Annotated in this window: 13 protein-coding genes; 11 read left to right on the top strand and 2 right to left on the bottom strand. The window is 39.3% G+C overall.

Features of this window, described 5'->3' with window-relative positions:
- The first annotated feature begins 82 nt into the window (after nt 1-82).
- The 4 genes from ACESZG_RS02705 (at nt 83) to ACESZG_RS02690 (ending at nt 4,843) form a co-directional block, all read left to right on the top strand.
- Entirely contained in the window at nt 83-2,893 is a 2,811-nt protein-coding gene (locus tag ACESZG_RS02705) for an acetoacetate decarboxylase family protein (protein WP_022381268.1), read from the top strand.
- A gap of 13 nt (nt 2,894-2,906) precedes the next feature.
- Nucleotides 2,907-3,662, top strand: coding sequence for an SDR family NAD(P)-dependent oxidoreductase (locus tag ACESZG_RS02700; protein WP_055058919.1), 756 nt, complete (start codon nt 2,907-2,909; stop codon nt 3,660-3,662).
- Between the two features lie 156 nt (nt 3,663-3,818).
- A complete protein-coding gene (locus tag ACESZG_RS02695) occupies nt 3,819-4,232 on the top strand; it encodes an SOS response-associated peptidase family protein (protein ID WP_081018931.1) in 414 nt (137 codons plus the stop codon).
- A 131-nt stretch (nt 4,233-4,363) separates the two neighbouring features.
- On the top strand, nt 4,364-4,843 hold the full coding sequence (locus ACESZG_RS02690) for a hypothetical protein (protein WP_055058916.1): 480 nt from the start codon (nt 4,364-4,366) through the stop codon (nt 4,841-4,843).
- A gap of 412 nt (nt 4,844-5,255) precedes the next feature.
- Here ACESZG_RS02690 and ACESZG_RS02685 read toward each other — a convergent pair whose 3' ends face one another.
- On the bottom strand, nt 5,256-5,438 hold the full coding sequence (locus tag ACESZG_RS02685) for a transposase domain-containing protein (RefSeq protein WP_226839704.1): 183 nt from the start codon (nt 5,436-5,438) through the stop codon (nt 5,256-5,258).
- A 215-nt stretch (nt 5,439-5,653) separates the two neighbouring features.
- Between ACESZG_RS02685 and ACESZG_RS02680 the strand changes: the two genes are divergently transcribed.
- Complete coding sequence (locus ACESZG_RS02680) at nt 5,654-6,556, top strand: macro domain-containing protein (protein ID WP_070100675.1); 903 nt, start codon at nt 5,654-5,656, stop codon at nt 6,554-6,556.
- 224 nt (nt 6,557-6,780) lie between these two features.
- On the opposite strand, the gene ACESZG_RS02675 is transcribed toward ACESZG_RS02680, so the two are convergent.
- On the bottom strand, nt 6,781-8,061 hold the full coding sequence (locus ACESZG_RS02675; RefSeq protein ID WP_055201402.1) for an IS4 family transposase: 1,281 nt from the start codon (nt 8,059-8,061) through the stop codon (nt 6,781-6,783).
- A gap of 703 nt (nt 8,062-8,764) precedes the next feature.
- On the opposite strand from ACESZG_RS02675, the gene ltrA reads away from it, so the two are divergent.
- The 6 genes from ltrA to ACESZG_RS02645 all read left to right on the top strand — a co-directional run bounded on the left by ltrA (nt 8,765) and on the right by ACESZG_RS02645 (nt 12,810).
- Entirely contained in the window at nt 8,765-10,063 is a 1,299-nt protein-coding gene (gene ltrA / locus ACESZG_RS02670; protein WP_373217497.1) for a group II intron reverse transcriptase/maturase, read from the top strand.
- Nucleotides 10,064-10,205: 142 nt separating this feature from the next.
- A complete protein-coding gene (locus ACESZG_RS02665) occupies nt 10,206-10,379 on the top strand; it encodes a VanZ family protein (RefSeq protein WP_334298503.1) in 174 nt (57 codons plus the stop codon).
- 31 nt (nt 10,380-10,410) lie between these two features.
- A complete protein-coding gene (locus ACESZG_RS02660; RefSeq protein ID WP_373217495.1) occupies nt 10,411-10,917 on the top strand; it encodes an Rpn family recombination-promoting nuclease/putative transposase in 507 nt (168 codons plus the stop codon).
- A complete protein-coding gene (locus ACESZG_RS02655) occupies nt 10,917-11,087 on the top strand; it encodes a hypothetical protein (protein WP_243262360.1) in 171 nt (56 codons plus the stop codon). Before ACESZG_RS02660 ends, ACESZG_RS02655 begins: the two co-directional genes overlap by 1 nt.
- A gap of 390 nt (nt 11,088-11,477) precedes the next feature.
- Nucleotides 11,478-12,221 (top strand): hypothetical protein, encoded by a 744-nt coding sequence (locus ACESZG_RS02650; RefSeq protein WP_368211405.1) that lies wholly within the window; start codon nt 11,478-11,480, stop codon nt 12,219-12,221.
- A gap of 34 nt (nt 12,222-12,255) precedes the next feature.
- Nucleotides 12,256-12,810, top strand: a complete 555-nt coding sequence (locus ACESZG_RS02645) for a hypothetical protein (RefSeq protein WP_368211406.1) — start codon at nt 12,256-12,258, stop codon at nt 12,808-12,810.
- The last annotated feature ends 68 nt before the right edge of the window (nt 12,811-12,878 follow it).

Below are 12,878 nucleotides of genomic sequence, written 5' to 3'. Positions count from 1 at the left end.
ATTTATGCCGTTGTTTTTTTAACAATGAAAATGTTATTTTTAAGCCATAATAATCAAGAGACACAAGTAAAGGAGGGTGTACATGTATCAGGAAATATTTAAACAGGGAAAAATTGGAAATATTACACTTAAAAACCGGCTTGTAATGTCACCGATGGGTACAAGCCTGGCGGAGATGGATGGGTCTCCATCGGAAGACATGATTGCATTCTATGAGGCACGTGCAATTGGTGGCGCAGCGCTTATTATTCCGGAGATTGCAAGGGTAAACGATCTGCATGGTGCAGGGATGATGCGTCAGCTGTCTGTTTCAAAAGACAGACATATCGAAGGTCTTGCAAAGCTTGCAGAAACAGTACATAAATATGGGACAAAGATATTCATCCAGCTGCATCACCCTGGACGTGAAACAGTAACTGCTCTTACAGGCGGTCCGGTAGTATCTGCTTCAGCAATACCGTGCAAATATCTTCAGCAGGAAACAAGGGCTCTTTCAACAGAAGAAGTAAAAGCTTTGATCCAACAGTTTATCTCAGGTGCTGTACGGGTAAAAAAAGCGGGTTGCGATGGAGTAGAGCTTCATGCGGCTCATGGGTATCTATTACAACAGTTTCTTTCCCCTTACACAAATAAACGCGAAGATGAGTATGGTGGTTCCTTTGAAAACAGACTTCGTATGATCACTGAGATCATAAATGGAATCCGTGTACAGTGTGGACCGGACTTTCCGATCGGTGTCCGTTTAAGCGTGGAAGAATTTCTGGATAAGACAGGAGTAACAGAGGATTATATCCATATCCAGGATGGAGTTAAGATTGCAATGGCGCTTGAGAAATGCGGGATTGATTTTATTGATGTGTCTGTTGGTTTATACGAGACAGGAAGTGTATGTGTAGAGCCGATCTCCTTCCCCCAGGGTTGGAGAAAAGATCTGATCAAGGCCGTAAAAGATCACGTTTCTATTCCAGTGATAGGAGTTTCCTGCATACGTGAACCACAGGTAGCTGAGAGTTTTCTGGAAGGAGGTATTGTTGATTTTGTCTCCATGGGAAGAAGCTGGCTCGCAGACGAACAGTGGGGACTCAAGGTACTTGAAGGAAGAGAGAATGAAATTTGTAAATGTATCAACTGTCTGCGTTGCTTTGAGAGCCTGAATGCATGGATGGGCGCGGGTATTCCTGCGGAATGTGCAGTTAATCCACGTGCATGCCGCGAACGTCTTTATGGAAATGCAGAATATGACACTCAGGAACATAAGGTAGTAGTTGTGGGTGGCGGACCATGTGGTATGATCGCTGCTAAAACACTTGCTGAACGCGGCATGAAGGTAACATTGGTTGACCGCCAGAGTGAGCTTGGAGGTACGATAAACCTTGCAAAGAAGCCTCCTTTCAAAGAACGTATGGGCTGGATTGCTGATTATTATAATGTTGAATTTGAGAAACTTGGAGTTGAATTAAAACTTGATATGGAAGCGACTGCGGATAAAATTGCAGAAATGAATCCGGACGCGGTACTTGTAGCAACAGGTTCTAAATCTGTCATTCCAGGATCTATTCCCGGAATAACCGGAGAAAATGTATATACAATCGAAGATATTCTTTCCGGAAAAGCCGGACTGAAGAATAAAAAAGTAATGATCATCGGAGCAGGTGTTACGGGACTTGAAACAGCAGAATATCTCTGTCACGAAGGAAATACCGTTGTACTTGCGGATATGCTTGACAAAGTTGCTCCTAATGCAAATCATACAAATGTTGCAGATGTATGTGGAAGATTGAAAGAATACAATGCCCAGTTCATGATGGCATATGCTCTTAAAGAGATCAAAAAAGATGGAGTTGTACTTGAAAGACTGAACGATAAGATAAATGTGGAAGTTGCTGCAGATGCTGTTGTTCTTTCCCTTGGTTTCCGTCCGGACAACCATCTTGTTGAAGAATTAAAAGAAAAAGGAATCCATGCTCAGGCTATCGGAAATGCTGTGAAAGACGGTACGATTGCTCCTGCATCCAGAAGTGGTTTTGAAGCAGCAAGGAAATTGTTTAAGACATCTGTCAAAACTCCAAGCTTTATCACTGCTCCGGAGGAAATGCCTAATTTCGGTAAGATATCTCTTATGAAAAATCAGGAGGGAATATATCTTGCATACCTCACCGATCCTGCGGCGATTGCAAAGGTTCTGCCTGCACCGTTAAAACCATTTTCCGTGCCTGTAGTTACGGTATCTGTGTGCCATGTTAAGGAGCCTACCTTTGCTGATGATTATTATGAAGCAATCCTTGGTGTTTACTGTACATATGGAACACAGCTTGGATTATATCCAATAGGACTTGTACTTGGGGGAACCGGTGCAGAAATGGCAGTTCAGTGTGGACGTGACAATGGATCAATTCCAAAGAAACTGGGATCTGAATTTGTAATCCGTCGAAACAATGATCATGTGACCGCTCAAGTCTGCCGTCGTGGTACTGAACTTGTAAATATTGATCTCAAGATTGGTGAATATAATAACGCAATGACCGGAATGCTGTATCAGTTCCCAGAAGCCGGTAAAAAGACATATGGCGGTGGTTTCTACTTCCACCTTGACCGCGAACCGGATAAAGAAGGAAAATCACATTTCCAGAATGGTGCTCTGCTTCAGAATCTCTGTGAATACAATTACCATTCATGGGAGCCTGGTTTTGCAGCGATTAAATTACAATCGTCCATTGATGATCCATGGGGAGAACTTCCAATCAGAACAGTCATTGGAGGTGCGTATTCCTCAAATGATCTGATGGTTCATAAACTGAATTTATGTGAAGAGATTGACGCAGATGTTCTGGCACCGTATCTGCTTACCGCACGGTATGACAGAACAGCATTCATGGAAACAGGAAGAAGATAAGGAGGGCATTGCCATGAAGTTTGAAAACAAAGTAGCAATCATTACCGGTTCAACAAGAGGAATCGGAAGAGCAACCGCAGAACTCTTTGCAAAAGAAGGAGCAAAAGTCATAGTTGTTGGAACAAAGGAAGAACTGGGAGAAAGCTGTGTGAATGAAATCAAGGCAGCCGGAGGAGAAGCAATTTTCTGTAAAACAGACGTGACATCTGATGAAAGTCTTGATAACCTGGTTAAAACAGCTCTGGACGCCTACGGAAAAATAGACATTCTCGTTAATAATGCAGGAGTAGGCGGAACAACTGCCAATATGGATCAGATCACAATGGATGAATGGAACACTGTTCTTGCAACAAATCTCACAGCACCATTTGTTCTTTGCAAGAAACTAATCCCTATTATGGAAAAACAAGGAGCTGGAACCATCGTCAATGTAGCTTCCATGGCAGCAACCGCAGCTGGCCGCGGAGGGCTTGCTTACACTTCTGCTAAACATGGCCTTCTTGGACTCACCCGTCAGATGTCATTGGATCATGGACGTACAGGAGTGCGTATAAATGCTGTTCTTCCAGGACCGATTGCAACAGATATGATTGCACGTGTGCTTGCAATTCCACAGCATCCGGTAACAATGAAGATTGGAATGAGTCCGGCAAAACGTCCTGGAGAACCTATCGAAGTAGCACAGGCCATTGCATTCCTTGCATCAGACGAAGCTAGTTTCATCCATGGAGCAGCTTTGGCTGTAGATGGCGGATATACGATATTTTAAAAATAATTGATATGCATTAGAAAAAGGAGTCATTTGGACTCCTTTTTTCAGTACGTAGGATCTGACTGCAGAGATAAATCAAAATATAGTACCCTAAGGAAAATCATCCAAGTCTAACGTACTGTCAGTACATGAATTCTTAAATAGGAGAGAACTATGTGCAGCAGATATTACATTGATCCCGGTATGACGGAAGATATTTCCAGAGTGGTACAGAACATAGATGGGAGGATCTGGCTGGCACAAGGAGATACCCGTCCGACCGATGTCGCACCAGTCATTGGACAGTCAGAACACGGACTGGAACTGGGTATATGCAGATGGGGATATCCCCTGTCAAAAAGCAAGGGTCTGGTCATCAATGCAAGGGTAGAAACTGTTTTGGATAAACCTTCTTTTCAAAACGGGATCTTATATCACCGGCTGTTGATTCCGGCAGGCGGTTTCTACGAATGGAATTCCCTGAAAGAAAAGAGTATCTTTACCAGACTGGATTCCTCTGTGCTGTACATGGCAGGGTTCTGTGACTGGTTTGATAATAGCAAAATGCCTGTACTTCTGCAGGCTTAGTCTTAATTTCTGTGATTTCATATTCGCCCTGGTCAAGGTTTTTAAAACTTCCAAATCCGTATTTCGTCCTTGTTTCCATATAAATCCAGTAGTACAATATGTTTATAAACATAAAGGAGGATTTGATTACCATGAAGAGAAAAAGGTTTTCCAGATTACTATTCTTAATGCTGACTATCATGATTACTGTTACGTTTTACCAGCCAGCCCAAGCAGCTTCCGGTAAATACACCGGGACCTACACAAAAACATGGTCTGTTTCAAGCAATATGACGGTCACCATCAAGCCGAGCTATTCCGTCATTGTAAATAAGGTTACCAGTACCAAAGTCAGGCTTCAGCTTGAAAAACTGGGAGTCAATGGTTCGCCTATCTATGCGACTGCTCCCATTACAGCAAAGCGTAAAGGAAACACAGTTTCTTTTAAGTGGAAAGATACATGGGGCAATTCCGGCACTGGAACATTAAAATTGTACAAAGGATACGTCAAATTAAAAGTAAAGCAGACATATACCGCCAGGTGGAATCGGAGTACTCTGGATACAAGCGGAAAATATATGAAAATCTACCGCCAGAGTGGTAATACAAAAATGGATAATATAGATTTATAACAACAGGGCAGAAACAGTTTTAATGCTGTTTCTGCTCATTTGTTTGGTTAATAAATTTTTGTCATTTTGGAAGTGTCCATAAAATTTATTTTCCGAATTTCTCCAATGTCTCCAGTACTCACATCCGGACAAAACGTGTAATCTTTTGTCTGGTTCCCAATAGTCACACGGGCATACCAGTGTTCGCTCCAGTTCCCGTCGTAATAAAGATTGCTTATCTTGTCGAAACCACCGATCTCTTTTGCTATGGCACACAGGATTGTTGGGGTTGTAGAGAATGTCTGGGTCTGACTTTGCGAAGTACAACTAAAAGGATAAAGCAGAGTTAAAAGATCTATAAAAGAAGTATAAAATCGGAAATAGAGTGGAAAGAGAGAAAAAAAAAGCCAGAGTTCCTGCTATAATACCTACATCAATGTTTGAGGCACTTTTTTCTGTTCCTTTTTAAAAGGCACTGCTCTGGCAGTTCTTTTGACCAGGGCAGAAGACTGTCGATAACGGATGGATCTTCCAGATGATGATTGTTTGGCGTTTCAGTGAGCAGATATTTCAGATACTCATAGACATCCAGTTCATTCGCTCTGGCGCTTTCCACCAGTGTATATAATACTCCATTTGCAAATGCTCCTTTCGGAGTATCAGCGAACAGCCATGCAAGAATGTCTGAGTCTGACCCTATGAAGTACAACTGAAATAAAAAAAGAGCCGTTCATTGATAAGCAATCCAATATAGACTTTGGAAAATATCTAGTAAAAAGAATCAAATATGTAGTTGTATAAAAGTATCATACACATAGGGGAGGAAAATCTATGGAACGCATACATATTGTTAAAAAAAGTGTAACAAAGTTAGATGTCGATTGTGTGGTTAATGCTGCCAATGAAGGATTGTGGGCAGGCGGTGGAGTATGCGGAGCTATTTTCAAAGAAGCCGGATATAATGAATTGACAGATGCTTGCACGAAGATAGGTCATTGCGATACAGGAAATGCTGTGATCACACCAGGGTTTCAGTTGAAAGCCAAATATATTATTCACGCTGTTGGACCACAGTGGCATGGTGGCAGTCATAATAAAGAACATTTGCTTCGAAAATGCTATCAAACGGCATTGCTTTTAGCACGGGATAATGGATGTAAATCTATAGGATTTCCTCTAATTTCCTCTGGTATATATGGTTATCCAAAGAAAGAAGCGTGGCAAGTGGCACTAAGGGCAGTTGCAGATTCTCTTGATTCTTTTGTGGATATGGAAGTCTATTTTGCTGTATTAGATGATACGATGCTTGCTATGGGACAGGAAATATATCATGCTATGTTCGATTATACAGGTGATTCATTGTTGGTATCTATTGATAAAGAAAAGCTGTGGCAGTGTATAGAGCTGTTGTGTAAAATACGGAAAATTGAATGGAAAACACCGCCATCAAAAAATGGATTGAATTATTTTCCCTTTCCAATCTATCCAGAGGGGATTTGGCAGGTGTTTAACCTTATGAAGCCGGATAGAGATTATGGAAAACATATGGAACAACAGCCGAGAAACATAGTACCAAGTGAGATGTCTGTAGAGCAGATTAATACAAGACTCACCTTGATTCAAAGGAGTGAACGTTTCGGTGATGGTAATGTTGCAGCAGAAATAGAAAATGGTAATTTGTTAAAAATGTTACTTCGCTTAGATGATCTTTTGAATAAAAGCGTAAAGAACTAGAATTTGCTTGAAAGAAGGTGAGGCAACACATTTGTAGCATTGGGGTCTGACACCAATGTGGTCAACCTAGCGTCAACTTAGGGGCATATTAGCGAATATCCTCTAATGCAAACTACAAAATTAATCGGTTTATGACAGAAAACAGTTGCTGTTTTGCTGGAAACCAGAAGATTCATAAAAATTGCCGCACTTAAATAAGCCTATTGATGAATGCTGGCTCTATTTTAAAAAGAAGCTTTTTTATTTCGGAAATGTGGACGTCCCTTGGATTTCAATTTCTTCCTTGGAAACGACCTGCCGGGCAGGAGCTGTGATCTGCAGCGTACAGCATCTGTATATAACTGTTCAATAATTGAAAGCTCAAACAGTCCGCAGAGTATTTTGGGAACAATACTTTTGATCCGTCCAATGATAAATGCACGATTGGCCTGATAACGGAACTTATTTGTGCTTTTGGCAGAAATCTGTATTTCCTCATCTGCTTCATTTTTTATAAGGGAGGCCAGATTCGATAAAAGCATATTTATATAAAATTCCTGCTGTATAGACACTGCAGTAGCACCGGAAAACTCTTCCATGGCAAAGCGGCTTTTTAATTCTTTGTACTTAAGTTCTACAGGCCATCTGTAGAAGTAAAGTTCCTGGAACATATCTTTTGTAACAGCAGGATCAAACAGGTTTGTTGCAAGATATTCTTTTGTGCCATCATCAAGCGGAATCTCAAGGACACGTATAGGTACATCGGAAGTACCTTCTTTTGAAGTTCCCTGAAGAATGGAAATCATATCACCATTGCATTTTTTAGATAAATTGATTCCCTCTTTCAGTCTCATAACACAGAGATGCCCATGCTCTACACAGTAGCGGAACATATCTTCTGAATAATAACCTCTGTCAAAAATAATAATACTGTTGTTATATAGTCCCATATCTTCAAGAACTTTAAGATGTTCTAATGCAGCTGCTCGTTCAGAGGAAAGAAATTTATGGATAGATGCATGAAGGATATAATCATCCAGAACATCATAAATTATTGAAGCCAGTCCCATGGTATAACGTCGGTTTGGATCAGGATAGCTGGACATTTCGCCAAAGAAATCAAAAGTTGATTTTGAATTCGGAAGTTCGATCCTGGAACCATCTACTGCAAAAAGATGATAACCCTGCCACAGCTTTCTTGAAGGGATCTGGCTGTAAAACAGATCAACAGAAAGGTAATAAAGTTCCTTGAACAGTGAAGGATTAATGAACTGTCTGGCTTTGGAAAGTGCCTGTTTTGAAACATCCGGAAAAGAAAGCGTGCCCAGTTCTTCTCTGATCTGTGAAAGATTCTGGAACATGGAAGCTTTTGAAGAGAAGAACAGATAAATAATAACTTGCAAAAGTGAAAGTTTTCTTCGCCGTACAAAATGTTTTTCCACCCGATGGGGTTCCAGTTTAACTTGATCTGTGATATAATCTTTAATGGATTGGACGATATTTTTACAAATATTAGTTCGACTCATATGGCATACCTCCTACGTATTGGAATAGATAAATATTTCGCTGGTAACGTAATATTGCTTAATCTATAAACCACATATTTAGGAGGATATGTCAAGATATTTATATAAAAAAATCCAGAATATAAGCCCAGAATCGTTGAATTTTCAGCATTCTGGGCTTAAGTTGACCACATTGGGGTCAGACTGTGCGTCCAGCAAAGGGTATATAGTCCGGTGGGTGGAAGCCCCATCAAATAAGCTGTTAACCACAGCATTTGAAGCGAGTCTTGAGTCTGTTACGGTAACGTGCAGGCTAAGCGTAGACAGCAAGATAGCAGGGATAGCTATGGAGCACCGAAATCCCAAAGTATCAGAGGGTCGACACCGTGGTCTGGGTGGAAGACAATATATGCACTTATCGTTATGGTGAGATTTTGCATGCCTCTGCGGTGTTGTTGAAACTATTCATGTCAGACAGGGACTATATGTCAACTGGAGAGGACCTGCATTTTCTTTTCAGAGTGTGTAAATGAAAAGTATGTCCGCCAACCAAAAGAAGAAAGACAAACGAAGTGCAGGTAGTCGGAGGCCCGAACAGTACCGGTGAAGGTATGAACAAAATAAATACTGGAGGGAAGTCGAGAGAGAACTGTGCCTCGCAGTTCTGGCCTGCGAAACTATATCAAAGAGGAAACATTAGCTATACACAGAGATAGGGGAACTAATGGAAACGAAATTGGCGAGAATATCACAATTATCAAAAGGAAACCCAGACATGGTCTTTACATCACTGGGGCATCTTATCAATAAGGAGATGCTTGAGAACTGTCATGTCCAGATGGATGGAACGAAAGCCGTAGGAATAGATGGAGTTACCAAAGAAGAATACGGAAGAAATCTGGAAGAAAATCTAGAAGCCCTTATAGAAAGTTTGAAGAAGAAATCCTATAAGCCTAAACCAGCAAGACTGGTAGAAATACCAAAGGACAATGGGAAGATGCGGCCACTTAGTATCTACTGTTATGAAGACAAGCTGGTACAGGAAGCACTGCGCAGGATACTGGAAGCAGTATTCGAGCCAATGTTTTATGATGAGATGATGGGATTCAGACCCAACAGGGGCTGCCATAAAGCAATCCGCAAACTAAACATAATGCTGGAAAGGAAACCGACGAATTATGTTCTGGATGCGGATATAAAAGGATTCTTCCAGCATCTTGACCATGAATGGATTGCGCGTTTTATAGAATCAAGGATCAAAGACCCGAATATTATCCGCCTTGTCAGACGAATGCTGAAAGCAGGAATTATGAATAACTATGAATTTGAAGCAACAGAGGAAGGAAGTGGACAAGGTTCCGTCTGCTCTCCGATAATTTCCTGTATCTATATGCACTATGTGCTGATATGGTGGTTCAAAGAGGTGGTAACACCGATGTTAAAGGGATATGCAGGTCTGGTGGTCTATGCTGATGATTTTGTGGTGACATTCCAATACAAATCAGATGCAGTATGGTTCTATGAACACTTAAAACATAGAATGGGACACTTTGGATTAAGCCTTGAAGAAGAAAAGAGCAGGCTGATAGAGTTCGGACGATACGCAAAGGAAAGATGCAGTAAAAGTGGAACGAAGCCAGGTACCTTTACTTTCCTGGGTTTTACACACTACTGTTCCAAAAGCAAGAATGGTAGATTCAGAGTGAAGAGGAAAACCAGTAAGAAGAAGTTTGCGAAGAAATGTAGAGAAATAAATCAACTGATGGGACACATGAAAACATGGAAACTGAAAGAGATTACTGCTAAACTCAATCAGATACTGACTGGTTATTACCATTACTATGGAATCACAGACAATACAGAAAGAATAACAGCATTTCGATACCACGTAATGAAAAGTTTATTCTACTGTCTAAATCGGAGGAGTCAAAAGAAAAGCTACAACTGGGTAGAATTTCTGAATATGATAGATAACAGCTATCCATTGGTAAGACCCCGAATATATGTCAGTGTATATAATTGATAAATGTGAACGATTCGTTTCGCAAAGAGCCGGATGCGGGAAAGCCGCAAGTCCGGATTCTGTGAGGGGCGTACGACCGCAAGGGGTGCGTCTACTCGACCCATGAAGATTCGAAGAAAAGACAGGAAACGGTTGGAAGAAGATACTGTGGTATAGCGGGAAGATAGCGTTCATCTTTTCGGTAAGCATTGAGATGCTGCAATTATTGTTTAGATTAGGTACGTTTCAGCTATCGGATATCTTCTACAATACAGTAGGTGGAGTGCTCGGCGGTTTGGTGTACTATGTGACGATGAAGGCAAGAAAGCATCTGTAAAATTGAAGATCGGAAATGTGCGGAGTTTTTATTGCAGGTTATATTGAATCGTAATGACCTTAAAGTGATAAGTGTTACCAGTCAGTATGCAATAAAAAACTTACAGGGGCGATCGGTCAGATTGGATATTCTGGCAGTAGATCAGCAGAACCGGGTGTATAATATCGAAATTCAAAGGAATAATAAAGGTGCGGGTGTAAAAAGAGCCAGATATAATAGTAGCCTGATTGATGCGAATGTGACAGAGCCGGGTGATCAGTATCAGGAATTAAATGAAACTTATGTGATCTTTATTACAGAAAATGATGTGCTGGGAGAGAATCTCCCGATATATCATTTTGACCGCATTATCAGGGAAACCGGAAAGATGTTTAATGATGAATCGCATATTATATACGTGAACTCACAGATAAAGGATGAAACAGCACTGGGAAAACTTATGCATGATTTTCCTGTACAAATGCGAAAGATATGTATTATGAAGTTCTGGCTAACCGTGTGCATTATTTTAAAGAAGATGAGAAAGGGGTGGCGGTAATGTGTAAAGCGATGGAAGATATGAGAAATGAAGCGGCAAGAATGAAAGCAGTCCATATAGCCCGTTTAATGCTGGATGGTGGCAAACTCAGTTATGAAGATATTGCAGCATACACAGAGCTAACCATAGAGGAAGTCGAAAAGATAGCTTCAGAGAAGAAAAGTGCATAATTGTAAGGCAGTTTAATACCGATACAGCTTAGAAAATAGAAACCGCAGGAATTTTCACCTGCGGTTTTTCTCTGCCCTACTATTTACAAAAATACCGCCATAGGAATATTGTAAACGGTAATCATCCGTATCTGTTTTTTGTTTTTTATTCTGCTACAATCTCCTTAAAACCTTAACTTCCTGAAAAAGTAACACTCAAAAAATAGCAGATTGCAAAAAACTTGAAAAATAGGGATTTTTTGGCAGAAAATCTTGAAAAAACGGGAAAGCAGGAGCAAAATATTGAGTAAAAAGTAACTAAACGAGCTTGTTAATCGAGCAAAAGAAATAGACGATTCAAAAGAAAGAGAAAATACTTTAAAATATGACGCTTTGCTTTATTGGTGGGAATTGGAAGATGAGGAAATAGAGAAAACAGTTGCTGCTATATATAAAGAATTACAAGAACAAAAATATGATCCGAGATATTTTAAAGATATAATTATTTGTTTCATACAGATAGAAGAAAATGGATTTGACTGTGTCGATTATAAAAAGACAGTTGAATTTATGGAAAATAAGCTGAAGGTAGTTCCAGAAAAATTTGAACGAAGCTGCTTTGAAATATTAAGTAATGATGGTGAGTTAATTACTAAATATAATGAAATTGCAGGGCCCTTGTTTGCGATATTGGATAATCGAAAAATAGAAAAAAAGAAAAGTGATAATAGATTTTTGTGCGACCATCAATGTTGGAATGAAGAATTTGAAAACAAATGTAAGGATAATAGAGATGTTTATATTTTGGATAATGCCTTCTTCAGTTATATAGATCTAGAGTCGTTTATAGCGGAATTAAAACTAGCAAAGGTTGCAGAAATCTATAATTTAATAGAAGGCATAGATAGTATTTATAGCTTTAAAAACCTGAATGAATTTTTTAAGATGGATATATCTAATTTACTTCAGATTATAGAAGAATTGAAGATAGAGGAATTAAGTATGCATAAAAAAACCAGAGAGATTGTGCTGAAAAAATTAAGAAGTAAATTAATAGAATATTTGAAATTAATCGTATGGCCAGATTCAGTAATAGAAAATGGCGAAATGATTAGTATAACGGCATTAGGTGTAGACACTATGGAGGCTGAATAAAAAGAAAACATAAAAGCAGTGTTCTCTGAATGAAATGGAGAGTATTATAGAACTGGTTTATTATTGGATTAATAAAAAGAAATGTATTCATGAACAGGGTTTTTGCTTTTCACCGGAATATAATATTTCAATGCTGAAATTGGAAGATGAAAGTTATGAATTAAGAATATCAAGGAAAAAAGGAAATAATGTGTTTTCTTCAGATGTTATATCAAATATAACAGTACTTGTTGGAGATAATGGAGCAGGAAAGACAACTCTTTTAAAAGAGGTATGGATGTTGAATTGCTATCCGTTTAAGAATGAGGATAGTGAAGAATATCAACAATTTAATAAAAACAAAAACGAGAAAAATAAAAATTTGATTATTCTTAAAAAGGAAGATGGTCAGTTATATTTATATACTAATATTTACCAGAAAAACATTCAAATTCAGGGAGAAATTATAAAAAGTATTTTTTATTTAAGTGATTATCCAGATATTTCGAGTGAATTTATAAGAACTAGCGCAGAATATTATGGATTTACCAAGATTTACATTTCGAATAGTTGTTTTGATGATATCAATGGAATGGGAACAAATCGTTAAGGAAAGAATCGAAGGTGGTGCAAACGAAAAAGCAGTATGGAGACTTTTCATTAACTGCCCTTTCGTTT

It is taken from the genome of Blautia sp. Marseille-P2398 (genome assembly GCF_964240315.1).
Lineage (GTDB): Bacteria > Bacillota > Clostridia > Lachnospirales > Lachnospiraceae > Blautia_A > Blautia_A wexlerae.
The sequence above is the reverse complement of the archived record's forward strand: the minus strand, read 5'-3'. Positions and strand labels throughout refer to the sequence as shown.

Coding starts and splice junctions, on each gene's coding strand:
- ACESZG_RS02705 (WP_022381268.1), top strand. CDS start 83: ATGTATCAGGAAATATTTAAACAGGGAAAAATTGGAAATATTACACTT.
- ACESZG_RS02700 (WP_055058919.1), top strand. CDS start 2,907: ATGAAGTTTGAAAACAAAGTAGCAATCATTACCGGTTCAACAAGAGGA.
- ACESZG_RS02695 (WP_081018931.1), top strand. CDS start 3,819: ATGTGCAGCAGATATTACATTGATCCCGGTATGACGGAAGATATTTCC.
- ACESZG_RS02690 (WP_055058916.1), top strand. CDS start 4,364: ATGAAGAGAAAAAGGTTTTCCAGATTACTATTCTTAATGCTGACTATC.
- ACESZG_RS02680 (WP_070100675.1), top strand. CDS start 5,654: ATGGAACGCATACATATTGTTAAAAAAAGTGTAACAAAGTTAGATGTC.
- ACESZG_RS02675 (WP_055201402.1), bottom strand. CDS start 8,061: ATGAGTCGAACTAATATTTGTAAAAATATCGTCCAATCCATTAAAGAT.
- ltrA (WP_373217497.1), top strand. CDS start 8,765: ATGGAAACGAAATTGGCGAGAATATCACAATTATCAAAAGGAAACCCA.
- ACESZG_RS02655 (WP_243262360.1), top strand. CDS start 10,917: ATGTGTAAAGCGATGGAAGATATGAGAAATGAAGCGGCAAGAATGAAA.
- ACESZG_RS02645 (WP_368211406.1), top strand. CDS start 12,256: ATGGAGAGTATTATAGAACTGGTTTATTATTGGATTAATAAAAAGAAA.